This is a genomic window from Ruegeria sp. HU-ET01832 (assembly GCF_040371315.1).
Lineage (GTDB): Bacteria > Pseudomonadota > Alphaproteobacteria > Rhodobacterales > Rhodobacteraceae > Ruegeria > Ruegeria lacuscaerulensis_A.
Map to the genome: position 1 here is coordinate 857,156 of NZ_BAABWL010000001.1, position 24,846 is coordinate 882,001.

The 24,846-nt window shown below is 58.0% G+C and carries 28 protein-coding genes; 8 read left to right on the plus strand and 20 right to left on the minus strand.

Annotation, left to right across the window (positions count from 1 at the left end; all coding sequences use genetic code 11):
* Positions 1-41 precede the first annotated feature (41 nt).
* Together ptsP and ABWV79_RS04330 are read right to left on the minus strand one after the other, a co-directional pair.
* On the minus strand, positions 42-2,285 hold the full coding sequence (gene ptsP, locus ABWV79_RS04325; protein ID WP_170354974.1) for a phosphoenolpyruvate--protein phosphotransferase: 2,244 nt from the start codon (positions 2,283-2,285) through the stop codon (positions 42-44).
* 46 nt (positions 2,286-2,331) lie between these two features.
* A complete protein-coding gene (locus ABWV79_RS04330) occupies positions 2,332-3,570 on the minus strand; it encodes an aspartate kinase (RefSeq protein WP_170354973.1) in 1,239 nt (412 codons plus the stop codon).
* A 165-nt stretch (positions 3,571-3,735) separates the two neighbouring features.
* Here ABWV79_RS04330 and ABWV79_RS04335 point away from each other — a divergent pair, with 165 nt between their 5' ends.
* Complete coding sequence (locus tag ABWV79_RS04335; protein ID WP_353390589.1) at positions 3,736-4,092, plus strand: hypothetical protein; 357 nt, start codon at positions 3,736-3,738, stop codon at positions 4,090-4,092.
* On the opposite strand, the gene ABWV79_RS04340 is transcribed toward ABWV79_RS04335, so the two are convergent.
* From ABWV79_RS04340 to ABWV79_RS04355, 4 genes are all read right to left on the minus strand, one after another.
* A complete protein-coding gene (locus ABWV79_RS04340) occupies positions 4,086-4,724 on the minus strand; it encodes an SDR family NAD(P)-dependent oxidoreductase (protein WP_353390590.1) in 639 nt (212 codons plus the stop codon). The two genes, ABWV79_RS04335 and ABWV79_RS04340, sit on opposite strands and share 7 nt — an antisense overlap.
* A gap of 3 nt (positions 4,725-4,727) precedes the next feature.
* Positions 4,728-5,183 carry a DUF1178 family protein gene (locus tag ABWV79_RS04345; RefSeq protein ID WP_170753799.1) on the minus strand — a complete coding sequence of 152 codons (456 nt, stop codon included), beginning with the start codon at positions 5,181-5,183 and terminating at the stop codon, positions 4,728-4,730.
* A gap of 127 nt (positions 5,184-5,310) precedes the next feature.
* The gene (locus ABWV79_RS04350; protein WP_353390591.1) at positions 5,311-6,054 is read right to left on the minus strand and encodes an EcsC family protein; all 744 of its coding nucleotides are present in this window, start codon (positions 6,052-6,054) and stop codon (positions 5,311-5,313) included.
* Between the two features lie 56 nt (positions 6,055-6,110).
* Positions 6,111-6,599 (minus strand): GNAT family N-acetyltransferase, encoded by a 489-nt coding sequence (locus ABWV79_RS04355; RefSeq protein ID WP_353390593.1) that lies wholly within the window; start codon positions 6,597-6,599, stop codon positions 6,111-6,113.
* A gap of 72 nt (positions 6,600-6,671) precedes the next feature.
* Between ABWV79_RS04355 and ABWV79_RS04360 the strand changes: the two genes are divergently transcribed.
* Entirely contained in the window at positions 6,672-7,277 is a 606-nt protein-coding gene (locus ABWV79_RS04360; RefSeq protein ID WP_353390594.1) for a flavin reductase family protein, read from the plus strand.
* Positions 7,278-7,410: 133 nt separating this feature from the next.
* On the opposite strand, the gene ABWV79_RS04365 is transcribed toward ABWV79_RS04360, so the two are convergent.
* Complete coding sequence (locus ABWV79_RS04365; protein ID WP_170354966.1) at positions 7,411-9,045, minus strand: SulP family inorganic anion transporter; 1,635 nt, start codon at positions 9,043-9,045, stop codon at positions 7,411-7,413.
* Between the two features lie 162 nt (positions 9,046-9,207).
* Here ABWV79_RS04365 and ABWV79_RS04370 point away from each other — a divergent pair, with 162 nt between their 5' ends.
* Positions 9,208-9,765, plus strand: a complete 558-nt coding sequence (locus tag ABWV79_RS04370; protein ID WP_353390595.1) for a hypothetical protein — start codon at positions 9,208-9,210, stop codon at positions 9,763-9,765.
* 76 nt (positions 9,766-9,841) lie between these two features.
* Positions 9,842-10,714: an S-methyl-5'-thioadenosine phosphorylase gene (locus ABWV79_RS04375; RefSeq protein WP_353390596.1), complete on the plus strand. Its 873-nt coding sequence runs from the start codon at positions 9,842-9,844 to the stop codon at positions 10,712-10,714.
* Between the two features lie 6 nt (positions 10,715-10,720).
* Here the strand turns inward: ABWV79_RS04375 and ABWV79_RS04380 are convergent, their stop codons facing one another.
* Positions 10,721-11,581 carry an alpha/beta hydrolase gene (locus ABWV79_RS04380; protein WP_353390598.1) on the minus strand — a complete coding sequence of 287 codons (861 nt, stop codon included), beginning with the start codon at positions 11,579-11,581 and terminating at the stop codon, positions 10,721-10,723.
* Between the two features lie 247 nt (positions 11,582-11,828).
* Here ABWV79_RS04380 and ABWV79_RS04385 point away from each other — a divergent pair, with 247 nt between their 5' ends.
* Complete coding sequence (locus ABWV79_RS04385) at positions 11,829-12,833, plus strand: DUF418 domain-containing protein (protein ID WP_353390599.1); 1,005 nt, start codon at positions 11,829-11,831, stop codon at positions 12,831-12,833.
* A 52-nt stretch (positions 12,834-12,885) separates the two neighbouring features.
* Positions 12,886-13,515 carry a LysE family translocator gene (locus ABWV79_RS04390; protein ID WP_353390600.1) on the plus strand — a complete coding sequence of 210 codons (630 nt, stop codon included), beginning with the start codon at positions 12,886-12,888 and terminating at the stop codon, positions 13,513-13,515.
* Here ABWV79_RS04390 and ABWV79_RS04395 read toward each other — a convergent pair.
* A complete protein-coding gene (locus ABWV79_RS04395; protein ID WP_170354960.1) occupies positions 13,512-13,685 on the minus strand; it encodes a hypothetical protein in 174 nt (57 codons plus the stop codon). The genes ABWV79_RS04390 and ABWV79_RS04395 overlap by 4 nt on opposite strands.
* A 320-nt stretch (positions 13,686-14,005) precedes the next feature.
* Here ABWV79_RS04395 and ABWV79_RS04400 point away from each other — a divergent pair, with 320 nt between their 5' ends.
* On the plus strand, positions 14,006-14,545 hold the full coding sequence (locus ABWV79_RS04400) for an adenine phosphoribosyltransferase (RefSeq protein WP_170354959.1): 540 nt from the start codon (positions 14,006-14,008) through the stop codon (positions 14,543-14,545).
* Between the two features lie 171 nt (positions 14,546-14,716).
* The gene (locus ABWV79_RS04405; protein WP_209194077.1) at positions 14,717-15,196 is read left to right on the plus strand and encodes a fasciclin domain-containing protein; all 480 of its coding nucleotides are present in this window, start codon (positions 14,717-14,719) and stop codon (positions 15,194-15,196) included.
* A 37-nt stretch (positions 15,197-15,233) separates the two neighbouring features.
* Here ABWV79_RS04405 and ABWV79_RS04410 read toward each other — a convergent pair whose 3' ends face one another.
* From ABWV79_RS04410 to cyoE, 11 genes are all read right to left on the minus strand, one after another.
* On the minus strand, positions 15,234-16,649 hold the full coding sequence (locus ABWV79_RS04410) for an FAD-binding oxidoreductase (protein ID WP_353390601.1): 1,416 nt from the start codon (positions 16,647-16,649) through the stop codon (positions 15,234-15,236).
* A 38-nt stretch (positions 16,650-16,687) separates the two neighbouring features.
* Positions 16,688-17,506 (minus strand): MBL fold metallo-hydrolase, encoded by an 819-nt coding sequence (locus tag ABWV79_RS04415; RefSeq protein ID WP_353390602.1) that lies wholly within the window; start codon positions 17,504-17,506, stop codon positions 16,688-16,690.
* Between the two features lie 83 nt (positions 17,507-17,589).
* On the minus strand, positions 17,590-18,216 hold the full coding sequence (locus ABWV79_RS04420) for an imm11 family protein (protein ID WP_353390603.1): 627 nt from the start codon (positions 18,214-18,216) through the stop codon (positions 17,590-17,592).
* 4 nt (positions 18,217-18,220) lie between these two features.
* Positions 18,221-18,805 (minus strand): GNAT family N-acetyltransferase, encoded by a 585-nt coding sequence (locus tag ABWV79_RS04425; RefSeq protein ID WP_170354954.1) that lies wholly within the window; start codon positions 18,803-18,805, stop codon positions 18,221-18,223.
* The gene (locus tag ABWV79_RS04430; protein ID WP_353390604.1) at positions 18,805-20,067 is read right to left on the minus strand and encodes a M16 family metallopeptidase; all 1,263 of its coding nucleotides are present in this window, start codon (positions 20,065-20,067) and stop codon (positions 18,805-18,807) included. The genes ABWV79_RS04425 and ABWV79_RS04430 overlap by 1 nt, the downstream gene beginning before the upstream one ends.
* The gene (thrC, locus tag ABWV79_RS04435; protein WP_170354952.1) at positions 20,064-21,452 is read right to left on the minus strand and encodes a threonine synthase; all 1,389 of its coding nucleotides are present in this window, start codon (positions 21,450-21,452) and stop codon (positions 20,064-20,066) included. The genes ABWV79_RS04430 and thrC overlap by 4 nt, the downstream gene beginning before the upstream one ends.
* Entirely contained in the window at positions 21,449-22,126 is a 678-nt protein-coding gene (locus tag ABWV79_RS04440) for an SURF1 family protein (RefSeq protein ID WP_353390605.1), read from the minus strand. Before ABWV79_RS04440 ends, thrC begins: the two co-directional genes overlap by 4 nt.
* 155 nt (positions 22,127-22,281) lie before the next feature.
* A complete protein-coding gene (locus ABWV79_RS04445; protein WP_170354950.1) occupies positions 22,282-23,097 on the minus strand; it encodes a cytochrome c oxidase subunit 3 in 816 nt (271 codons plus the stop codon).
* A 22-nt stretch (positions 23,098-23,119) separates the two neighbouring features.
* A complete protein-coding gene (locus ABWV79_RS04450) occupies positions 23,120-23,695 on the minus strand; it encodes a cytochrome c oxidase assembly protein (protein WP_170753776.1) in 576 nt (191 codons plus the stop codon).
* A complete protein-coding gene (locus ABWV79_RS04455) occupies positions 23,695-23,856 on the minus strand; it encodes a cytochrome c oxidase system small membrane protein (RefSeq protein ID WP_353390606.1) in 162 nt (53 codons plus the stop codon). Before ABWV79_RS04455 ends, ABWV79_RS04450 begins: the two co-directional genes overlap by 1 nt.
* On the minus strand, positions 23,853-24,809 hold the full coding sequence (gene cyoE, locus ABWV79_RS04460) for a heme o synthase (protein ID WP_353390607.1): 957 nt from the start codon (positions 24,807-24,809) through the stop codon (positions 23,853-23,855). The genes ABWV79_RS04455 and cyoE overlap by 4 nt, the downstream gene beginning before the upstream one ends.
* Between the last annotated feature and the right edge of the window lie 37 nt (positions 24,810-24,846).

Here is a 24,846-nt window from a genome sequence, read left to right on the forward strand (position 1 = left end):
ATCAACATCAGATTTGAATTATGCCCCCTGCGGCGCTGCGATCACCCCTGATTACGTAGCCATTCCATCACTGCGGGTCGCACAGATTGTTCACCACGGTGCCGGGCATCAGCGATGATCTTGCGCAGCGATTGCAGATCGGCACGCAACAACACGCTTTTGACCGGACCAATCGAGGCCGGGCGCATCGACAGAGACCTGATGCCCATAGCGGCCAGGCACAAAGCCTCGACCGGGCGACCGGCATCCTCACCGCAAAACGAAAGTGGCGTGTTCGAAATATTGCAGCGTTCGACAATACGCTCGATGAAGCTGAGGAAACTGACGTTCAGAGTATCATAGCGGCGGCGCACCAGCTCGTTTTCGCGGTCAGCGGCGAAGAAGAACTGTTTCAGGTCGTTGCCACCGATCGAGACGAAGTCCACCTCGTCAAAAAATTTCTGCGGCGCAAAAGCCAACGAAGGCGTTTCCAGCATCGCCCCTACTTCGATCTTTTCCGGCAGGACGTGACCCAGACGCTTTTCGCGTTCGATGGTTTTGTTGACCTCCCAACGGGCTTCGCGGAACTCATCCGCCTGCGCAACGAAGGGGAACATGATCGACAACGGGCGGCCATTGGCGGCGCGCAGCAGGGCTTGCAACTGCATGCGCATCACGCCGCGCTTGTCCAGACCGACCCGGATCGCGCGCCAACCCAGCGCAGGATTGGGCTCGGCCACGTGTTTCATATAGGGCAACACCTTGTCCGAACCGATATCCAACGTTCGGAACACGACCCGCTTTTCGCCCGCCGCATCCAGTACGCGCTGATATTGCGTAACTAATTCGGATCGTTTGGGCATCTGCGTGCGGATCAGGAATTGCAGCTCGGTCCGGAACAGGCCCACACCCTCAGCCCCGGAATTGTTCAACGACGGCAAATCGGCCATCAGCCCCGCGTTCATCACCAGATTGATCCGCTCACCATCGCGGGTCACGCACGGGGTTTCGCGGATCGAGGCATAGCGTTCCTGCGCCTTCGCCTGCATCGCGATCTTATCGCGGAAGGCCGAGACCACCGTATCTTCGGGGCGCAGATGCACGGTGCCGTTGTCGCCGTCGACCAGGATATGATCCCCATTCAGCGCCTCGGTCGTGATGCGGCCCACATGCACCACAAGCGGAATCGCCAGCGCGCGGGCGACGATGGTGGCGTGGCTGCCGACCGAGCCTTCCTCAAGCACGATGCCCTTCAGTGACCGGCCATATTCCAACAGATCGCCGGGGCCGATATTGCGCGCAATCAGGATAGGATCAGGGGGCAGATCTGCGCCATTGGTATTGCCCTGCCCCGTCAGAATACGCAGCAGACGGTTCGACAGGTCATCCAGATCGGCCAGCCGTTCGCGCAAATAAGGGTCCGTCACTTGGCCCATGCGAGCGCGGGCCTGAGACTGCTCTTTCTCCACGGCTGCCTCGGCGCTAAGGCCACGCGCGATGTCTTCCTCCATCCGGCGCATCCAGCCTTTGGAATTGGCAAACATCCGATAGGCTTCCAAAACCTGCAACTGCTCGGTGTCGCCATCCTTGGAAATCTCGAGCATCTTATCGACGCCCACCCGCAATTCATCCACCGCTTCGATCAGGCGTTCGCGTTCGCGGTGTGGATCTTCGGCGATCGGGTTGGTGACAACGACACGAGGCTCATGCAACCAGACATGGCCTTCGGCAGATCCTTCCTGAGCCGGCCCCCCGGTCAGCTGTACAGATTGCTGATGACGGGGCGACAAGGCCGCGCCTTCGCCCACAAAGGCACCAAGCTCGGCCATTTCGGCCAGAACCATGGCGACCACTTCCAGCGCGTAGACCTCATCGGCTGAGTATTCCCGCGCATCCCGCGACTGAACCACCAAAACGCCCAGCTTTTCGCCTAGGCGCTGGATCGGGACACCAAGAAAAGAAGAAAACCGCTCCTCGCCCGTCTCGGGCATGTACCGAAAGCCCTTGGCCGAAGGTGCATCCGCCGTATTGACGATTTGGCCGGACTTGGCGACCCGCCCAACCAGCCCCTCGCCCATGCGCATCCGGGTCTGGTGAACGGCTTCGGGTGCCAACCCCTCAGTCGCGCACAGTTCAAGCGTATCTTCGTCGCGGAACAGGTAAATCGAGCACACCTCGGCCCTTATGCTATCCGCAATCAGACTTGTGATCCGGTCAAGGCGTTCCTGACCGGCGGCCTCGCTCGCCATCTCTTCGCGCAGCCGCCCCAGCAGCTTACGAGATTCTGTTTCGGTACCGTCCGCCATGGCCCACCCAAATTAGTGCGTCAGGCAAGACCCTTGGCTGAAACGCTCAGGCCGCCTTGTCCAGTTCAAAGGCATCATGCAGTGCCTGAACCGCAAGTTCCATGTATTTCCTGTCCACAAGCACGGAAATTTTGATCTCGGAAGTTGTGATGACCTTAATGTTGATCCCCTCATCCGAGAGAATTTTGAACATCTTGGCTGCAACACCCGATTGCGACCGCATGCCGATGCCAACCACCGAAACCTTGCAGACGTCTTCGTCCGCAACCAGTTCGGCATAGTTCAGCTCACCCGCGTCCTTGATCGCCAACAACGCTTTCTCGGCACGCGCGACCTGATCGGTCGGGCACGAGAAGGTCATGTCGGTGCGCCCCTCGTCCGAAATATTCTGAACGATCATGTCCACGTTCACGCCCTCATCGCTGAGCGCGGTAAAGATGATCGAGGCGATACCGGGGCGGTCCGCCACCGATACGACGGTCATCTTGGCCTCGTCGCGGGAATAGGCCACACCGGCCACAACATTGGATTCCATGATATCCTCCTCGTCAACGACCAGCGTACCGGCCTCGTCGGATTGTTCCTCGAAACTTGAAAGAACGCGCAGTTTCACCTTATACCGCATCGCCAGCTCGACCGAGCGGGTTTGCAGCACCTTGGCCCCCAGCGAGGCCAGTTCGAGCATTTCCTCGAACGAAATCTTGTCCAGCTTGCGCGCCTTTTCACAGATGCGCGGGTCGGTGGTATAGACGCCGTCCACATCGGTATAGATGTCGCACCGCTCGGCACCAAAAGCTGCGGCAAAGGCCACCGCCGTCGTATCCGAACCGCCGCGGCCCAGCGTGGTGATACGACCCTCGGGGCTGATGCCCTGGAACCCGGCGACCACGGCTACCCGCATGCCTTCGCCGAACTTCTGATTCAGATTGTCGGTCGGGATTTCCTCAATTCGGGCCTGGCTGTGGGCGCTGGTGGTCATCAGCGGCACCTGCCAGCCCTGCCAACTGCGTGCAGGGATATCCATCTCTTGCAGCGTCAACGCCATCAGACCAGCGGTCACATTCTCGCCCGAGGACACAACAGCATCATATTCGCGCGCATCGAACAACGGAGAGGTCTCATTCACCCAGCCCACCAGCTCGTTGGTTTTGCCGGACATGGCCGAGACGATGACGATTACGTCATAGCCTTTTGCCACTTCAACGCCGATACGCTTGGCCGCACGGCGGATACGGTCCAAGTTGGCGACGGATGTGCCGCCGAATTTCATCACGAGTAAGGGCATGGGGGCAGTCGTCTCCGCGCCTTGGAATTCAGATCCCGTGCGTCTTAAGTCAGGGGGGCGTTAAGGGCAAGTGTTCAAAACCTGTTCGGTCGCGTCGTACGGTCGCTTTACAACCGCTCCTAGCGGTGTCAGCTTGCTCTCATCCGTTATTTCAGGAAATCCAACATGCCCCGTCTTGCTCTTGTCTTTGCTCTATTGTCCACGCCAGCGCTGGCCCAGGTTTCAACACTGGCAGGAACAGACGGGAAAAATGCTTTGGGAACTGTCCCTTGCGCAACAAATGCCGGAGAGCCGCTGCGCAGTTGCAATGCCGAGCTGCGCCGCCATGACGATGGGCAAATAACTTTGGCTGTTGGAATGGGCAACGGCGAGGTCCGCAACATCTATTTCACCGATGGCGTGCCGAATTCAACAAATTCAGCCGCGCGCCTTAGTTATGAGACGCAAGGCAATGTCATGGTGATCTTCGTTGATCCCGGCGAAGTTTATGAGATCCCGACGGCTGCCCTTGCCGCTCAGTAAGCATGGGCCTGGCCGTCAAAGGTGTCAAAACAGCCCGTATTTTCCAAAGAGAGGTCTTTGAACCGAGCCATCAGGCCATCCACGGCCTGATCTACGGTAATCTCAGCTGCGGGCCCGCCCATATCTGTCTGAACCCAACCCGGATGATAGATCCCAACAGCAATGCCGTCATGACGAAGGTCCGTTGACAGGTTGCGACCCAAATTCAACACAGCCGCCTTTGAAGAGCGGTAAATATAGCTGCCACCCGGCGCCCGCGTGTGCGAGGCCATCTGCGAAGACAGGATGGCGATTTTCCCCTTGGCCTTGCGCAGATTGGGTAAAAGCGCCTGAACTGTCAGAAATACTCCGGTCACATTGGACGCAAATGTCTGGGCCCACATTTCGGTTGGGTAACCCACGATGCTCTCCGATTTATCCAGATAGACACCAGCATTGCAGATCAGCAGATCGACGGCAGTGTCTCTAAGCTGTGACGCCATCGCGCGCTGCTGGTCAGGCTTTGTGACATCCAAAATGATCTCGGCACTGCCATCGCGAGCGGTTCCGGTCACACTATGCCCCTGCGCCCGATAACGATCCGCCAGAGTGCGTCCGATTCCACGGCCTGCTCCGGTGATCACAATATGCATGTGTCAGTTGGTCTTTCGCGTTGGAACAAAGGGTAAAGGCGCCACCGGAACGCCGTCATCTATCAGGGCCTTTGCCTCTTCGGGTTTGGCCTCGCCATAGATCGCCCTCTCGGGCGCATCACCCAAATGAATTTTGCGGGCCTCACTGGCAAAGTCCTTGCCGACATAATCCGAGTTTTCTTCGACCTTGCGACGTAGTTCGGCAAGAGCCTGCTCAACATCTGGTGTAGGCGTCGCCATATCCACCGACTTTTCCGAACGTTCAGAGGGTTCCGAGCGCGCCTCAATGGTTCGGGCTGGCCGGACACGCGGCGTCATAATCGCTTTTTCGACCTCGCTGTTACCACAAACAGCACAGCAAACCATCCCTGCAGCTGCCAGCTTGTCGTAAGCTGCAGCCGATTGAAACCAACTGTCAAAACTGTGACCGTTACTGCATTTCAACGCGTATTGAATCATGATCCGTCCAGACTTCAGATGCGGAATAGATACCGCCCATCAGCGCAATATCAATACCTCTATGGCTGCAGGTAACCGTATGGGCACCGCTGTCGCTTCACGGTTAAGCGATGCGCTGTCCAATATCCTACATTCGCGCAGAGAGCTTACGTAAAAGCTGATCATGAGGAATGTCGGCGTCAACGGCAAGGCGGCGCAAGCCAAAATGGACCCGGGCGATTTGTTGGTAATACCGGCTGTACACGAAGTTCGTCCCGCCGCCAGCCAACGCCCCAAGGACAGGAATAGATTGCGCCGCAAGCTTTTGCCCCAGAACCACTGACAGTTTCGGCGCGACCGCAGCAATCAGCTTTTGCATGGCCGGCCCTGTCAGAGTCAGGCGGACCGAGAAAAAGCCCAGATCGGCGCCGCCATCGTATGAAAGTGGCCCGGCAGCCGAAAGAACGCGAACACAATCGAACTTCACTCCGTCCTCTGAAGGATTGAACCCCTCATACGCGGCGGCACCCTGTATCGCACGAAGCAGCATTGTTGTGGTCGCTGGCAGCTCCATCAATGCGGAAGACACACCGCCTATCCCACCTGCCGCGCCCATTACTGTGGTCACGGCTGTGTTTACCCATGGCTTTTGATCCGGCACCGCACGGCGCGAACCTTCTGCCGCGTGCATAGCAGCCCATAGTGCCTGTTCAGTCGCGCCTGTCAGCCCCCGCCTGACCGGGTCTGGCAGCTGATCCAGCAAGGTTTCAGCCGATACGCCAAGACTGTTGAGCAGTTTGACGCCAGCACCCCCTGCAGATTTGTAATGCGAGGCAAGCCGATCCAACTCGGCCTCTGTATCCAGTTTTTCTACAAGAGCGATGTCCTGCATGAAATCCTCCTGACAGAAACATCGGAACTTGTTGACTGATTTTCAATAGCTCAGCGCTACCATCGGGTCACCGAACCGGTGACTCCAAACCATGCCGCTTCAGTCAGCTCCGCGCCCAAAACCCTATCTGGGTTGGTTGGCGGAGGCATCTTAATGTGCTCCAAACGTGAGAACCCGAACCTTGCGTAATAAGGCGCATCACCAACCAGCATAACGCGCTGCCACCCCTTTTCGCGCCCTGCTTGCAGGCCTTCGTGAATGAGGAATCCGCCCAAACCCTCGCCCTGGTGTGTTGGGTGCACGGCGACGGGCCCTAAAAGCAGGGCATCATGACCCCCGACATGCACGGGCCAGAACCGGATCGCACCTGCCAAAATTCCTTGCCCATCCCGTGCGACCAATGAAAGCCCCGAAACAGGTGGCACATCATCACGCAAACGGTACGAGGACAATGCCTCGCGCCCCGGCGCGAAACACAGGTCGTACAAAGCCTCGACCTCCCACCAATCGTCCGGTTCCTCCGGCTTGATCGCGAATTGCTGCACCCCTGCCCTCTTTTCCTTGCTGGAATTCGCCCTAGCACTTCGTTACGCCTTGGGCAAACGCTTGGAGTACATATGTTCTATCGCCCCGAAGACGGCCACGGTCTGCCGCATAATCCTTTCAACGCCATCATCACGCCACGCCCGATCGGCTGGATATCGTCCCGCGACTTGGATGGAGTGAACAATCTGGCCCCGTATTCGTTTTTTAACGGCGTCGCATATACTCCTCCGCAGGTTATGTTCGCCACGACGGGCACGAAACCAGATCAGGACGGTGGCAAAGACAGTATCGCCAACATCGAAGCCACAGGTGTTTTTTGTGTGAATGTCGTGGCGCATGCGCATCGGGATGCAATGAACGCAAGTTCTGCGGGATTGCCGAAACACGTGGATGAATTCGACCATGCAGGTTTGACTGCAATAGAGTGTGAAACGATTCCTTGCGCCAGGATTCAGGGGGCGCCTGCCGCCCTTGAATGCAAGCTGACCCAGATCGTGAAGCTGCCCGGAGAAGCAAACCGCGTTGTCTTCGGAGAAGTAACTGGCGTGCATTTAAGAGACGACTGTTTGAAAGACGGTAAATTCGACGTCACCACATTCCAGCCACTGGCACGGCTAGGGTACCGTGACTACTCCGTGGTCACGGAACTGTTTTCCCTCAACCGTCCCGATGACTGATCGCAAAAGGGGCTCTGCCCCCGCCGCCCTGCGGGCGTCTCCCCCGAGGTATTTTTAGCCAGATGAAGCTAGGGATCCTATATCCATCTGGCTGTAACAATCCCGGAGCGCGAGGCAGAGCCACGCTAAAGCCTCAGTGGCCACCCAGAATGCCGGTGCGGACAGAGTAGTCCACCGCGATTTCATAATCCGGGTCATCATCACTATCGACCATCAGATGGCCGGCCTTGTTCAGCAGTTTGTGGCAATCGCGGCTCAGGTGGCGCAACATGACCCGTTTACCTGCGGCTTCGTATTTTCCAGCGATGTTCTCGATGGCCTGAAGTGCTGATTGATCGACAACGCGGCTTTCTGCGAAATCCACAATGACGGTTTCAGGATCATTCGAGACATCGAAGAGTTCCACAAACCCGTCGGACGACCCGAAAAACAGAGGGCCCTGGATTTCATAAACCTTGGCACCTTTCTCGGTCGCCGAGTCCCGAGTGATCGCGTGGATGCGTTTTGCGTTGTTCCATGCGTAAGCCAACGCCGAGACGATCACGCCAACTACGACTGCGACCGCGAGGTCCTCCATCACCGTCACAACCGTCACCAGCACAATGACGAACGCGTCCATCAGAGGCACTTTTCGCATGATGTTAAACGAATTCCAGGCGAAGGTGCCGATCACCACCATGAACATCACTCCGACGAGTGCAGCCAGAGGAATCTGTTCGATCAGTGGTGAGGCAAAAAGGATGAAGATAAGCAGGAATAGCGCAGCGGCGATCCCGGCGATGCGAGTCCGCCCCCCTGATTTCACGTTGATCATCGACTGTCCGATCATCGCACAGCCACCCATGCCACCGAAGAAACCGGTTGCGACGTTGGAAACGCCCTGCGCGATACATTCCTGCGATGCACCGCCTCGTTTGCCCGTTATCTCACCCACAAGATTCAGGGTCAGCAGCGATTCAATCAGGCCGATGGCGGCCAGAATGACGGCGTAGGGCAGGATGATTTCAAAGGTTTCCCAGGTCAGCGGCACCATCGGGATGTGGAAGGGCGGCAGGCCACCTTCGATCGAGGCCAGATCACCGACGCGCGGCACGTCCAGGCCAAAGCCGATCACCAGCGCGGCAACGACGACAATCCCGGCCAGCGGGGCCGGAACAACCCGCGTGATGCGCGGCATGACCCAGATCACCGCCATGGTCAGCGCGACCAGACCCAGCATGGTATAGAGTTGCAGACCCGAGAGCCACTCACCTCCGCCCATGCCGTGGCCGGTGTTCTCCATGGTGCCGGGCACCTTGAACTGGCCCAGCTGCGCCAGAAAGATAACGATGGCCAGACCGTTCACAAAGCCCAGCATCACCGGATGAGGCACGAGACGGATGAACCGCCCCCAATGCATCGCCCCTGCGATCACCTGCAAAATTCCCATAAGAACGACGGTCGCAAACAGGTACTCGACCCCATGTTCTGCCACCAGCGCCACCATTACCACCGCAAGCGCCCCGGTCGCGCCCGAGATCATACCCGGACGCCCCCCGATCAGCGCCGTGATCAAACCGACCATGAAAGCCGCGTACAACCCCACCAACGGATGAACCCCGGCAACAAAAGCAAAGGCCACAGCCTCGGGCACCAGCGCAAGGGCCACGGTCAGGCCGGACAAAAGCTCGATCCGCAGGCGCGAGGCGGTCAACCCCTCATCCGGCACCCAACGCAGGTCGGGTTTGGCGATACGGTTTGCAAAGCTTGCCAGCATGGCTCGGGGCATAAGATGTCCTGTCGGTTGGTGCGCGCGCGAAAGGGGCTTTCTACCCGTCATCGAACCTTGGAGCCACCGCACCAGGTGGGAGGCTGCTATGCAAAAAGCGCATACCGAGCGATCGCAGAGTCGTGAGTTGAACCGGGCGTCACGGATACGCACTTATTGGCCATGCGATGGTTGATCCTTTTCCTACTAGCCCCGATGGCTGCGTTCGCACAGGACCTGCGGGGCAATGACACGGCCAGCAATTGGCGCGTGACCCATTATGAATCGTTCGGCGTATGGAACTCGATCTGCGACGAACGTGAAGAATACGGCGCGCTGAAGCAGCGCTGCTATATTCGCCGGGCCGAGGTCTTCTCGTACCGCCCCAAATTCGGCGCACAATACGTCTTTATTACCCCTGCCCCGACCGGGGTTCAGGTCGAATTCGGAATAGAACCCGGCACCTTGTTCTGGCCGTCCGGCTTCCGCATTGACGGCAGCGACGGCGTTGTCTGGCGCACCCGCAGCCCTGGATGCCTTACCGGCCTTGGTTGCACCTTCGACGGAAGCGGCGCGGATGAGATTATCGCTGCCATGTTGGACGGAGACGCTTATCGCTTTGTTTTCCGTGACCGACATGGACAGGCGCAGGACCTGAAATGGCCATTGCAGCAATTTGATGCAGCGTGGAGCGATTTTCAGCAGCAGGCGCAAACCCGTAACCTTTTGACGCTGCAGTAACTCTTATTGACCCTTGTCAAACCCAAAACTGCGGCGCACAAATCCCGGATCAGGCACCACAACCCGGAGAGAACAAGTGACCCAGACCAAGATTGCGGTTATCGGCGGATCAGGCATCTACGACATTGACGGGCTAGAGAACGCTGAATGGGTTACGGTTGAAACACCTTGGGGCGATCCGTCAGATCAAATCCTGACGGGATCACTGAACGGAGTCGAGATGGCGTTCCTGCCGCGCCACGGGCGCGGCCACGTGCATTCCCCGACCGATGTTCCATATCGCGCGAATATCGATGCGCTGAAACGGCTGGGCGTAAGCGATGTCATCTCGGTCTCGGCCTGCGGGTCATTTCGCGAGCATATGGCGCCGGGTGATTTCGTGATCGTGGATCAATTCATCGACAGGACTTTTGCCCGCGACAAAAGCTTTTTCGGTACCGGCTGTGTAGCCCATGTCAGCGTCGCGCATCCAACGTGCCCCCGCCTGTCGGATGCATGCGAAACTGCTGGCAAGGCGGCAGGGATAAACATACACCGGGGCGGAACCTATCTTGCGATGGAGGGACCACAATTCTCGACGCTGGCGGAATCCAAAATGTACCGCGAACACTGGGGCTGCGACGTGATAGGAATGACCAACATGCCCGAGGCCAAGCTCGCCCGAGAGGCCGAGCTGTGTTACGCCTCGATCGCGATGGTCACCGACTACGACAGTTGGCACCCGGACCATGGCGAAGTCGACGTGACCGCAATCATTGCAACTCTGACCGGGAATGCCGAGAAAGGGCGCGCACTGGTCAAGGGGTTGCCCGATCTGCTTGGGCCGGACCGTGCGCCTTGTCCTCGTGGCTGTGACCGGGCGCTGGAATATGCGATCCTGACCGCGCCTGAAAAACGCGATCCGGCCCTGCTGGCTAAACTGGATGCTGTTGCTGGTCGGGTATTGTAATCCGGCCTACCGCGACAGGGCTGTTTGCACCTCATCCCACAGGCCATGTGACCATAGGTCGTTATGCGTTCCGCCTGGGATGACGAACAACTGAACGGTCTCGCCTGCCAGTGCGGCCAAAGCCTGACCGTGCGCAACCGGAATGGTCTCATCCAGAGTTCCGTGGAAGATCAGAGTCGGCACTTTAACACTCTCAATCAGGTCCCGAGTTCTAAACTGGTCCTTCATCAGGGCAGAGACAGGCAGAAAAGGATAGCGCTCGGCCGCGATGTCCACTGTCGCTGTGTAAGGAGCCTCAAGCACCAGCATTCGGGCATTCGGGCGTTCGGCTGCTACGGCGGCTGCAATTCCTGTCCCTAGGCTTTGACCATGCAAAATGACCGAGGCACCATCGGCCTCTAGCCGGTCATACATCAAAATCGCATCCGCGATCAGCGCCTCCTCTGAAGGTTCGCCGGCACTGCCGGGAAAACCACGGTAACTTGGGGCGAACAGGCCAAACCCACTGTTGAGAATTTCGCGCAACCTGTCGGATCGGTCGCTTAGGTTCCCGCTCTGACCATGAAAGAACAGTACCGTCGGCGCACCTTCTCGCACCGCAGGGGCTGACCATGCTGTGAGCAAAGTGCCATCAGCCATGGGCAGTGACACAACCTCCATGTCCGCTAACCCAACTTCTGATGGTTTCGGCAATTCACCATCGGGTTTGAAAACCAATGATTGCTGGTTGAAATAGATGTACCCAAGCACGCCTGAATAGACCACTCCGACCAACAGAAAAGCCACTACAAGGCACAGCTTCAGCCGCCCGAACCCGGACCGCGCAGAATTTGTGCGCGCGTTCGTATCTGTCGTCTCGGTCACCATTTTCAACTCCTTTGCGCAGCACGTGGTTTCGTCCGAGGTCGTGCATCACGTGCCACGTTTCAAGGCGCAACTCGCGGGTTTAATCCAATCTTTATCTGCGACGGTGGGGCAGGTCACCTCTTGTGTAGCGAACCCAAAGTGAACCGTTGCCCGCGCTCGCGATTTGTTTATCCCGCTTGGGAATTTAAGCCGCAGTTGCGCCACAATGGCGTGTCAAACCGCAGTCGAGACCGCATCAGAGGGCAGTATGCAAAGATTTGAGGCTTTGGACGCAGCCAGGTTTCTGGCCTATTGCGGCATGGTGTTGGTGAACTTTCGCATCGCAGCACAGGTCGTTCCGGGTCAGGATTGGGCCTCTGGTTTTATAGACGCATTAGAAGGGCGCGCGGCGGCCTTGTTTGTCATTTTGGCCGGCATTGGGGTCGGGTTGGCCCGGCTCTCGGTCAGCTTGTTGCTTCGACGCGCGGCGTTTCTGTTTGTGCTCGGCCTAATCAACATGACGGTGTTTGACGCCGATATCCTGCATTTCTACGCGTTGTATTTCCTGATTGGAGCCGCATTTCTGGCATCCTCTCCACGCGGCTTGTGGCTTGGGGCACTGGGAATCGTTGGGCTATCTGCTCTGGCGCACCTGATCTTCGATTATGATCGGGGTTGGGATTGGAGCACACTGACCTACACCGACCTGTGGACCCTGCCCGGCTTTCTGCGCAACGCTGTTTTCAATGGCTGGCACCCAGTGTTGCCATGGGCTGCTTTCCTTTTGATCGGCATGGCCATCGGGCGGTCGCAGCTGCATACGATCTGCATTCAACACCGCCTGATCATGTGGGGATTTGGAGCCGCGGTGTTGGCCCTGTTTCCCAGGATACTGGTCTCGGACCCTTATCTTGGGACCGCGTCGATACCACCCGGCCCGTTCTATATCCTGGCAGGAACCGGATCATCCTGCGTCGTAATCGGGTTGCTGCTGAAGCTTTGGCCACGCATTCAGCGACTGGGAATTGCTGCAGCCCTAACAGCACCGGGACGCATCAGCCTGACGCTGTATGTGGCGCATATTCTGATTGGCATGGGTATTCTGGACGAAGCCGGATTGCTGAACGGTTCCCTGAGCGCGGTTCAGATTTTAGGGTACGGCGTTGGGTTCTGTGTCGCATCCTCTGGATTTGCACTGGTTTGGCGTCGGCGCTTCCATCGCGGTCCGCTTGAAGCTTTGATGCGCTTCGTGACGGATCGTTCGAGGGCTTGACCTGACGCCAGCGCACAGGCTTTGTGGTGCAAAACGTTTAACAGGATACCCTATGTCCCTTGATCTCTGGCTTGCCTTTGTGGCTGCTTCGACCGCTTTGCTGCTGATCCCCGGCCCAACCGTTCTGCTGGTTCTCAGCTATGCGTTGTCCAAAGGGCGCAGCGTCGCTGTCGCCTCGGCCACAGGGGTCGCTTTAGGCGATCTGGTCGCGATGACAGCGTCATTGCTTGGGTTGGGGGCGTTGGTTCTGGCTTCAGCAACCTTGTTTTCGGTGCTGAAATGGGTAGGCGCGGCTTACCTGATCTGGCTTGGAGTAAAGCTTTTACGCAGCGCGCCCGTGGGCGGCGTAGAGACGGTAGAGACCGGTCGCGATGTTACAACGCGCAGTGTCTTTGGGCACGCTGCAGCTGTCACGGCCCTGAACCCGAAATCCATTGCGTTCTTCATCGCATTTGTCCCGCAGTTCATTCGTCCAACAGACCCCCTGGGCCCGCAATTCGCCATCCTTATCGCGACATTTGTCGGCCTCGCATGGCTGAACGCTCTGGCCTATGCGTTGATGGCTGACAGGTTGCGCATGATGATCGGACGCGCAGGCGTCCTGAATGTCATGACAAAATTCGGAGGGTTGACCCTGATCGGAATGGGCGTGGCGACCGCAGTCCTGCGGCGCCCGGCCTAATCCTCGGCGTTTTCCTTCATGAAACCGCGGATGAACCGCCGGATTTCCCGCGCGGCCGAGGTATCGAGTTCTTTGCACAGCTCAACGAAAGCATCACGCTCGTCTTTGTCTAAACGCAGAACCAATTGACTGTTTTTCTTGGTAGAACCTTTACCGTCTTTCTTAGCCACACGCCCTATCCCTGACAGACCCTTGATTCTCTGTGCGATGCAATGTATATACATAGCATAGAAATTGTAGTTATCGAGCACCTAGCAATAAAAAAGGATTATGGCAATGAATCTGCATGCTGCTCAGGCATTTCTTTTGCGAGACCAACGCAATTGGCGCAAACCCCATTTGTCGTGGCTGCCTTCGTCTCTGTACCGATACAAGAGCTTGCCGAACGTTCTTTTGAAACGCCGCAAATAAGATCACACAATCAATCCTTGCATGACTGACCCCAATGGGCCAAACAGCCCAGCGTATTCTGACGCCAAAGGGGTCCGCCATGTCCAGAAACAAGTCGGTCAAGGATTACATCCGCACCATCGTCGACTTCCCACATGAAGGGATCATGTTCCGCGATGTGACCACCCTGTTCGCAGACCCACGTGGGTTTCGCATGGCGATTGATCAGATGCTGCATCCCTATGCGGGCGAACGCATCGACAAGGTCGTGGGCCTAGAGGCACGTGGCTTTATTCTGGGTGGCGCGATTGCTCATCAGCTTAGCGTTGGCTTCGTTCCAATCCGCAAGAAGGGAAAGCTGCCCGGCACCACGATCAGCCAAGACTACAAACTGGAATATGGTGAGGCCATCGTCGAAATCCACGACGACGCGATCCAGCCCGGCGAGAAGATTCTTGTCGTGGATGACTTGCTGGCCACAGGTGGCACCGCAGCGGCTGGCATCAAACTGATCGAACGATTGGGCGGAGAGATCGTGTCCTGCTCGTTCATCATCGACCTGCCCGAGCTAGGCGGCCGCAAAGTTCTGGAAGATCTGGACATGGATGTGCATGTTTTGTGTGAATTCGAAGGTCTTTGACGCCCCTTCGATCACAAAAACGTGAGTGGAAATTCCAACCCGCGCTGGCTTAGCGCGGGTCACTTCACATTCAACAACAATTTATCGATATATTCAGTGATCTTGTTGTGATTGGGCGCCGTACCCCTTGTCGATGCCACTGACGGCATTCCAACAAGGGAACCTGTTACCATGTTTCGCAAACTCGCTATTGCCGGTGTGTCCGGCGCTCTGATCGCATCGGCTGCATTCGCCGGAGCCAAGAAAGACATCGTGGACACTGCTGTCGGCGCGGGCAGCTTTGAAACTCTGGTCGCCGCCGTTCAGGCCGCCGAGCTGGTTGATACGCTGAAAGGCGATGGCCCGTTCACTGTCTTCGCCCCGACCGACGAAGCCTTCGCAGCACTGCCCGAAGGTACTGTCGAAACGCTGTTGAAGCCCGAGAATAAAGATCAGTTGATCGCCGTTCTGACCTATCATGTAGTACCGGGCAAGGTGATGTCGGGCGATCTGTCCGATGACATGACGGCTGCAACCGTTCAAGGCGGCGAAGTGACGATTGATCTGGACAATGGCGTGATGGTCAACGACGCGTCTGTCGTTCAGGCAGATATCGAAACAACGAATGGCGTTATCCACGTCATCGACAAAGTGATTCTGCCGACCTCGTAAAACGGCCAAAAGCGGCTCGGGGACACCCGAGCCGCTTCTATGACTTCAGAACAGCCCCGGGGTTCATAATACCCTTTGGATCAAGCGCAGACTTGATTGCCCGCATGGCGGTCAGCTTGGCCGGATCCCCATATCTTTCCAGATCATCCGTTTTCAGGCGGCCAACGCCATGCTCGGCGCTAACTGACCCGCCGAACTTATCCACCAGATCGTGGATAGCGCTTTTTATTTGTCCGCGCTGCGCATCATGGTCCGACCGTTGGCGCCCGGCCGGAGGGAACACGTTGTAGTGAAGGTTCCCATCACCCAGATGGCCAAAGCAGTTGATACGGAACGGTCCAATCCGCGCAATTTCGTCCGGACCCTGCCGGATGAACGCGGGAATATCCGAAATTGGCACTGAAATATCATGACTAGAAACCGACCCGATCAGCCGGTTCGCCTCGGGAATGCGCTCGCGTACTGCCCATAAGTCCGCCCGCTGGGCCTCGCTTTGCGCGATCACGGCATCCATGACAAGGCCCCGTGTGTCCGCAGCAGCGTAAAGCGTCTCTAGCGCTGTCTGAGGGTCCAATCCGCCGAACAAACCAACCTCGATCAGCACCGACCATTCGGGTGAAATCGCGAAAGGCTGGCGAACGTCCGGCAACACCTCGGACAAAAACTGCAACCCCTGCCTGTGGATCAGTTCGAACGTGCTGACGCCATCGCCCAACTGATCCCGCGCCAGATCCAGCAGATCTATGGCCGCCTCGAGCGACGTAACCTGTACCATCGCCGTTCCGACCCCAGCCGGACGCGGGGACAGCTTGAGAGACGCCGCCGTGATGATGCCCAACGTCCCCTCGGACCCGATCAACAGATTGCGCAGATCATAGCCGGTATTGTCCTTGCGCAACCGGCTGAGCCCGTGCCAGACCTCACCATTCGGCAAGACCGCCTCAAGCCCCAGGCACAGATCGCGCGCATTGCCATAGCGCAGCACATTGACCCCACCCGCATTGGTCGCAAGATTGCCACCAATCCGGCACGATCCTTCTGCAGCCAAGGACAAAGGAAACAGGCGGTTGTTACTCTGGGCGGCGGCCTGCACATCAGCAAGGATCGCGCCTGCCTCGGCAATCAGGATATTCTCCGTCGGATGAACAGCGCGGATCGCGGTCATCCGCTCTAGCGATATCAAAAGGGGCGCAGGTCCGGCGGGCATGACTTGTCCTCCAACCAATCCAGTCCCGCCTCCATAGGGGACAACAGGCACCGACGCGGCAGAAGCCAGCTGCACCAGGGCCGCAACCTCTTCTGTACTGCGTGGGGCTGCCAATAGACCGACCTGCCCTGAAAACCTGCGACGGGGCTCCTCAGCATAGCGCGGTTCAGGCTTGCGCAAGACCTCGCCGCCAAGGGCGTCACGGACGGATTGGGCAAAGGCGTCATCAGCGGGATTCAAAGTCATAGGCTTTCCTTGCCCAACTCCGGCAGACCCGACAAGCTTTATTCGATGTCAATCAGGTATTGAGGCTCCAAAACCACGACCGTTGGCCGGTCCGGAAGGGTGCGAAGCGAAACGACCAACTCAGAAACACCTTCCCGCTCGACTGGAAATTCGTCCCGGATATCGACGAGAAACCGATCCAACGAAAAGCCTGAAAACCAATGCATCGGAATAATGACCGAACTTTTCAACCGTTTCAGCACCTGCACCATCTCGGGCAAAGGCATGGTCGTCCCCCCATCCACGGCTGCCATGACCACATCCAACCTTCCCAAGGCCGCAAACTGCGCATCTGACGGGATATGGTGCAAATGCCCCAGATGCCCGATACAGAGCCCTTCAATCTCAAAGACAAAAATAGAATTGCCGCGCTCTTCGACCCCGCCATAGACAGATCGGATATCGGTCGAGACATTTCGCACCAGCATCTCACCCAGATCCAGGTGATGCTCGATCCCTTGCCCGAATTCTCCCCAGCCTGGCAACACATGGGGAATCGCCGGATCCGGGTTCGCGGTCCAATGGGTGCTGTGTGCATGGTTCATCGTGACTACATCCGGGATCAGGTCCGCACCGCCAATGAAACCCGTGAAGTCCGTGACCGCGTTCAGCCCACCCTGCGTCTGAATCAGAAACGAAGCATGAGCGACATAGCTGATCCGGACCGAGAACTCAGGCACCGGGTCCGTCCATGCGGCCTTTTGAACATACTCAATGCCCGGCGCGGCGTCGGCGATGGCAATACAATGGCTTGGCCGACGCTCCTGCGCCGCAGCCCCACCCGAGATCAAAACCAATACCGCAACAACCCAACGCATGAGGGAAGTGTAGCGCAGCTTGTGCGTATGTCACGCCTTCAGATTCATCATTGGGAAAACAGCGGATTGGCCTTGGAAGGCGATCAAATCACGATGCATTTGCGCAGTTTGAATGCACGAGAAACCTTCTCGGCGCGCAACGCTTGGTTCAGCGCGTCACTCACAAAAAACGCGTCACGCATTTGCGGGTCCATCCAAAGATCCGGCCCAGCAAGTGCCGAGGCGCTGACCGCGATATCGTTGTCCTGCATTGCCCCTGGTGGCTGCCAGATATCGTAGTTTGGATAAGGCTTATCAATGCGGTGCGATTGGTCCGTCAGAACGGCGGTTTTTTGAGCACCAAAGTTCAGGCAAAAGTGCTCGCCTTCTACCGGTGTGGTGCGGTCATGTTGAAACAGCTTGACTGCATAGAGATTTCCTTCGCCGAGATCAAACTGACGCATAACGGCAGCACATTTTGCTGAAACTGTCCAGAGACCCCCAGCCATAAACAGATCGGGCTGCTTTTTTTCCTTTTTGTCTTTGTACTTCGCGTACATTTCTTTTGGGAAGCAGTCCTCCGGCTGCACCTCCCCAAGTCTGTTTCGCTCCATCGCCTCGATAGCGTATTTTCTGTTGTTCAGGACGACGTCTGCATCAAATCCTTTGATGTTTGAGACGCTCACCATCGCATCGCTGATCCAAATCATCGGCTTTTTTGCCCGTGCCAAACCCCTAGCCCGCGTCCGTCTTGCCGCGCCGGTCGGATCGCAGACAGGCATACAAAACATGCGTCCGCCATCGCCCGTTGATCTGCAAATAGGACTGCGCCACGCCCTCGTATTTGAACGCAGACCGCTCCAGCAATCCCCGCGACGCTTTGTTCTCGGGCAGACACGCTGCTTCGATCCGGCTCAGATCCAGCCGGGTAAAGGCGTGGTGAACAACCGCCCCGATCGCTTCCCGCATATACCCGTTGCGGGCATAAGCCTGACCAGTCCAGTACCCCAGTGTCCCAGCTTGTGCAGGGCCACGTCGAACATTGTCCAAAGTGATCGCGCCAACAAGCGTGTCATCTTCCCGGCGAAACAAAAACAGCGGGATCGCCGTGCCGCTGGCCACCGACCGCTGCGCCCAATAGACCCGGTTGGTAAATGACTTGCGGCTCAGGTGATCTTTGGCCCAGATCGGCTCCCAGGGGGTCAGGTACTCTTTCGAGGCCCGCCGCAGAGCCGCCCAATCGTTGAAATCCGAATGCACCGGCGGGCGCAGGCTGAGGCGCGCTGTCTCGAGTTTCAGCTTGCGTCGGCCCAGAAGCATCACGCCGCGCGCCTCTCCTGCAATTCCACCAAAGTGGGCGCGCCCGAGACCGGACCATAAAGCGCCAGCGCCGCCGGGGCCTGCACCGCCATGGTTTCCGCAAAGGCGCGTACGTCCTCGGTGCTGACCGCATCAATCTTGGCGACGGTATCCTCAAGCGAGGGCACCCGACCCCAGATCTGCACCAACCGCGCCAGACGTTCCGCCCGGTTCGAGGGGCTTTCAAGACCCATCAGCATTCCGGCCTTCATCTGCGCACGCGCACGGGCGACCTCTTCGGGGCTCATATCCTCGGCGGCACGCTTCATTTCATCGATGGTGATGGTAGCCAACTCGCCAACCTGATCGGCCGAGGTTCCCGCGTAAATCGTCGTCGTACCGGTATCGGCATAGGCCCCGGTCTGGGCAAAGATCGTATAACAGAGGCCCCGGCTCTCACGCACCTCCTGGAACAGGCGCGAGGACATGCCGCCGCCCAAAGCGGTCGAGTATATCTGAGCGGTATAGATCGCATCATCGCGATAACCCGGACTTTCCAGCGCCAGCGCAAAATGCGCCTGCTCCAGATTTTTCTCCTGCCGCGCTTCGCCGCCGGTGAACCGGGCCGCCTCAGCGATCAGACCTTTTCGCGGTTGCAGATGGCCAAACATCACTTCGGCCGTTTTCATCAGCGCATCATGATCCACGGCCCCTGCCGCCGACAGGATCATCTGTTCGGGGCCGTAATGCTCGGCCACAAAGCCCGACAGATCTTCGCGCGAAAACGCGCTGACCCGCTCAGACGGTCCTAGAATGGTGCGGCCCAGGGGCTGATCGTGATAGCTCTGTTCTTGCAGCCAGTCGAAAATCACATCGTCGGGCGTGTCATAGGCCTGACCGATCTCTTGCAGGATAACGCCGCGCTCGACCTCGATCTCGCGCGGGTCGAAGATGGGGTTCAGAACGATGTCGCCGATCACGTCCATCGCCAGCGCAACGTCATCTTTCAGAACACGCGCGTAATAGGCCGTCACCTCGCGCGAGGTATAGGCGTTGATATAGCCGCCCACATCCTCAATCGCCTCGGCGATTTGCAGCGCCGAACGGCGCTCGGTTCCCTTGAACGCCATGTGTTCAAGGAAATGCGCGATCCCGTTCTGTTCGATCCGCTCGTTCCGCGCACCCGCGGTCACCCAGATGCCGATGGCCGCAGATTGCAGCCCCGGCATGTTCTCACTGACGATCCGAAATCCGTTCTTCAGTTGGTCTTGTCTGACAGTCACTCGGCGATATGCCCTTTGATATGATCCTCAAGGGCACCCAGATCATTGGCAATCCGCGTCACCCGTTCCGGACGTTCATACAGATCAGACATGCGGGATGGAAGAGGCGGATGTTCCCCGCTCGCCTTCTCGACCGCCGCCGGGAATTTCGCTGGGTGGGCAGTAGCCAGCGTGATCATCGGTACATCCACCGTACGGTGATCTTCACCCACCTTGATGCCGATAGCCGAGTGTGGGCAAACCAGCTCAGCGCTATGGACCAGCGTGTGTTTGATCGTCTCTAGCGTTTCATCCTCGGAGACACGACCCGAGTCGAAGCTTTCGCGCAAGGCTTCCATTGCGCCCTGACTGACATTGAAGCCACCGCTTTTCAGCTCATCCATCAACTGCGCCACAGCGCTGCCATCCTCGCCATAGGCATAGTACAGCGCCCGTTCAAAGTTCGAGCTGACTTGAATATCCATCGACGGGCTGATCGAAGGGATGGTGTCGCCCTTGAAATACCCCTCACCCGACAGGCAGCGATGCAGAATGTCGTTCTGGTTGGTGGCCACAACCAGACGATCTATGGGCAAACCCATGCGCTTGGCCAGATAACCCGCGAAGATGTCGCCAAAGTTGCCGGTGGGCACAGTAAAGCTGACCTTGCGATGCGGCGCGCCAACACTGACAGCCGCCGAGAAGTAATAGACGATCTGAGCCAGCACCCGCGCAAAGTTGATCGAGTTCACACCGGCCAGTTTCACCCCGTCACGGAAATCGAAATCGTTGAACATATCTTTCAGCGCGGCCTGGCAATCGTCGAAATCACCATCCACGGCGAGCGCATGCACATTGCTGTCCGCAGGCGTCGTCATCTGGCGGCGCTGCACCTCGGACACGCGGCCATGCGGAAACAGGATGAACACATCCACCGCGTCCAGCCCGCGAAACGCCTCAATGGCTGCGGAACCCGTATCGCCACTGGTCGCACCCACGATGGTCACACGATCATTGCGCCGCTTCAGGGCCACCTGGAACAGCTGACCAATCAACTGCATGGCAAAGTCCTTAAAGGCCAGCGTGGGGCCGTGGAACAGTTCCAGCAGGAAGTGGTTCTCGTTCAGCTGCTTTATCGGCGCGCGGGCGTCATGACCGAAACCTTCGTAAGCGCGGGCAATGATGTTCTTGAACTCCTGCCCGGTGAACGAGCCGCTGACATAGGGCCACATCACGCGAAACGCGATCTCTTCATAGGGCAGACCGGCCAGTGCGGCGATCTCATCGTGGCTCATCACCGGGATCTCGGCCGGCAGGTACAGGCCGCCGTCACGGGCAAGGCCAGTCAGCATCGCCTCTTCAAAGGTCAGTTCCGGCGCTTGGCCACGGGTCGAGATATATTTCATTGCTCTTCACTCTGTGCAGGGGCGCGGTTGCGCCACAGGAAATAACCGGTCATTGCGGCCCAGACCAGAGCCAGACCAAACCATGTGATTGCATATTGCAGGTGATCGTTGGGAATGCCCGCCGTGTCCACCGGCAAAGGTGTGATGCCCGGGTCAGTTTCCGACCGTGCGATCAACAAGATGGGTTCGGCCCCAAGCGCGGCGGCCAGATTGGGCACGTCCCGCGCGAACCAGATGTTGTCGTCGATATCGGGTTCCGGCGTATAACTGTCGATCTCATCCGGCCAATGAAGGTTGCCGGTCACTGTCATCGGACCGGTGAGACGCTCGGCCTGTTTTGCCGTGGTCGGTACAAAGCCGCGATCCACCAGAATGGTGCGGTCCTTAGTGCTGAAAGACTGGATGATCCGATAGCCCGCGCCAACCTGCTTGACCGAGACCAGAACGTGGATTTCCCCCGGCTCCATATCGCCCGAAATTGTCACGGGCAGGTATTTGTCGCCATCTTCCGATACGCTCTGGGGCAGGCTCACAGGTTCAGCCGCAATACGCGCGTCGATCTCGGCCAGAACACCTTCTTTCCAGGCCAGCCGCTGCACCTGCCATAGACCCAGCGAGATCAGCACGCCCAGACCGGCGATACCAAAGATCAGCAGGAACAGAATGCGGCGCATAGTCAGGTGAAACCTTGTTACAGAAACCGGCGTCTTGTTAAGGGCGGAGCGGTCCCGATTGCAACCGCGCAATTGTATGGGGCGCAATCTTGCGCCCCGGATAGTGAAAAAGCCGCCCCATCGGGCGGCTTTTGCAATTTACCGATCTGATCGGATCAGAACAGCGGGGCCTGACCCCAGATGTAGACGGCGAAGAACAGGAACAGCCAGACAACGTCGACGAAGTGCCAGTACCATGCAGCCGCCTCAAAACCCACGTGTTTCTCAGGCGTGAAATCCCCGCGCAGAGCCCGGATCAGGCAGACCGTCAGGAAGATCGTTCCGATGATCACATGCGCACCATGGAAACCGGTTGCCATGAAGAAGTTCGAATAGAACTGGTCACCACCAAATTCCCAACCTTCATGGGCCAGCAGTTCGTAATATTCGTAGCCTTGCAGCGCAGTGAAGAGGATACCCAGAACGATACCGATGGCCAGACCGTTGATCAGCGCCTTGCGGTCGTTGTCATGTACCAGAGCGTGGTGCGCCCAGGTGATCGCGCAGCCCGACAGCAGCAGGACCAGAGTGTTGATCAGCGGCAGGTGGAACGGGTCAACTGCGTGGATATCGGGCTGGATGTACTCTGTTCCGGCATAGTCGTACATCGGGTACATGCGATGTTTGAAGAACGACCAGAACCAGGCAAAGAAGAACATCACCTCGGACATGACGAACAGGATGAAGCCATAGCGCAGACCGATGCGCACCACCGGCGTGTGGTCGCCCGCGCGGCTTTCGGCCACGACCTCGGACCACCAGGCGAACATGGTGTAAAGAACGGCGACCAGACCCATCCAGAACATGAACGAAGTGACGCCGTGCATCCAAAGGACAGCACCGAACAGCATCACAAAGCCACCAATGGCCCCTATCAGCGGCCATACCGACGGCGGCAGAATATGATAATCGTGGTTTTTAGCGTGTGCCATCAGCGTCCCTCACCTAAAGGCGTTAGTTCGTGTTTGTATCAGCCTGCGCATCAAGGGCCGCATAGCCCTCGGGCAGGTCAATTTCATAGAATGTATACGACAGAGTGATCGTATGCACATATTTCGCTTCCAGATCCTCGACCATTTCAGGGTCGACGAAAAAGCTTACTGGCATCTGAACCCGTTCGCCGGGTTGCAGTACCTGTTCTTCAAAGCAGAAACAGGCAATTTTCTGGAAATACCCACCCGCCGAATAAGGCGCGACATTGTACGACGCCTGCCCCGCGATCGGGCGGTCGGTCGGGTTGTACGCCTCGTAGAAAGCCAAGCCAGTTTCGCCGATGCGCACTTCCATTTCGCGCTCGACCGGTTTGAACTCCCACGCCATATCCTTGGCTTTCGACGCGTCAAAGCGGACGGTCACGGTGCGGTCCAGAATATCCTCGGGCGCAGTTTCGGCCACGCCAGTTGTGCCGCCGAATCCGGTGACGCGACAGAACCAATCGTAAAACGGCACAGCCGCCCAGGCGAGGCTGCCCATCAGCACCACGACGCCCACAGTCTGCGCAACCGTCTTTTGAGGACCGGACAGAGCCATCAGTTCTGCACCTCCTGCGGCGCCATGTTGAAATCCGTGCTCGAGACTTTCACGATCGTCAGGCCGAAAATGATCACGATGAACGCAGCCAGCGTCAGGCCCACGCCCAGATTGCGGCTAAAGCGGCGTTCGTGCAGTTCATGGCTTTTGCGCAGGCTCATGACCAACCTCCCTGCCCGTAGGGTTTCAGCAAAGCCTCAACCAGAATCGCGCCGAAATGCAGGAACAGATACAGCAGCGACAGTTTGAAAAAGCTCCGCTCGACCTTGAAGTTGTCCGCCTCGGAATCTTCCTCGGTCCGGCGCGAGATCTGCCACGCGCCGCGCAGGAACAGCGCGTTCATCACCACGGCGACGGTCAGATAGATCGGACCACCAATGCCCGAGAACGCGGTGCCCACGGCCAATGTGGCAAGCAGAGCCGTGTAGACCAGAATATGCCAGCGCGTCGCGCGGCGGCCATGGGTAACGGTCAGCATCGGCACTCCCGCATCATCATAATCCGAGCGCATGAACAGAGCCAGCGCCCAGAAATGCGGCGGGGTCCACATGAAGGTCAGGGCGAACATCAGCCAAGGCTCGATCGACATCGTCCCAGTGGCCGCGACCCAACCGATCACCGGAGGGAAGGCCCCTGCGGCACCGCCGATTACGATGTTCTGCGGCGTCGAGCGTTTCAGCCACATCGTGTAGACGACGACGTAAAAGAAGATCGTGAACGCCAGAAACGCGCCGGCAAACCAGTTGGTCGCCAGCCCCAGCATGATCACCGACAGGCCCGACAGTGCCAGCCCCAACGACAGTGCCTCGCCTTCCTGCACTTTACCTGCCGGAATCGGTCGGCCCTTGGTGCGCTTCATCACCCGATCAATGTCCGCATCCCACCACATGTTCAGCGCACCAGACGCGCCGCCGCCGATGGCGATGAACAAAATGGCACAGAACCCGACAAAAGGGTGCACCGGCACCGGCGCGGCCAGCAGACCCACCAAGGCCGTGAACACGACCAGTGACATGACGCGCGGCTTCAGCAGGGCGAAATAATCGCCAAAGCTGGCCTCATCCGCGTGCGCCGGGGCGGTCACTTGGCTGACATTGATGCTTGCGTCGCTCATTTCGGGTCCTTTTGGGGCAGAAGCTGCGCGGTCCCCG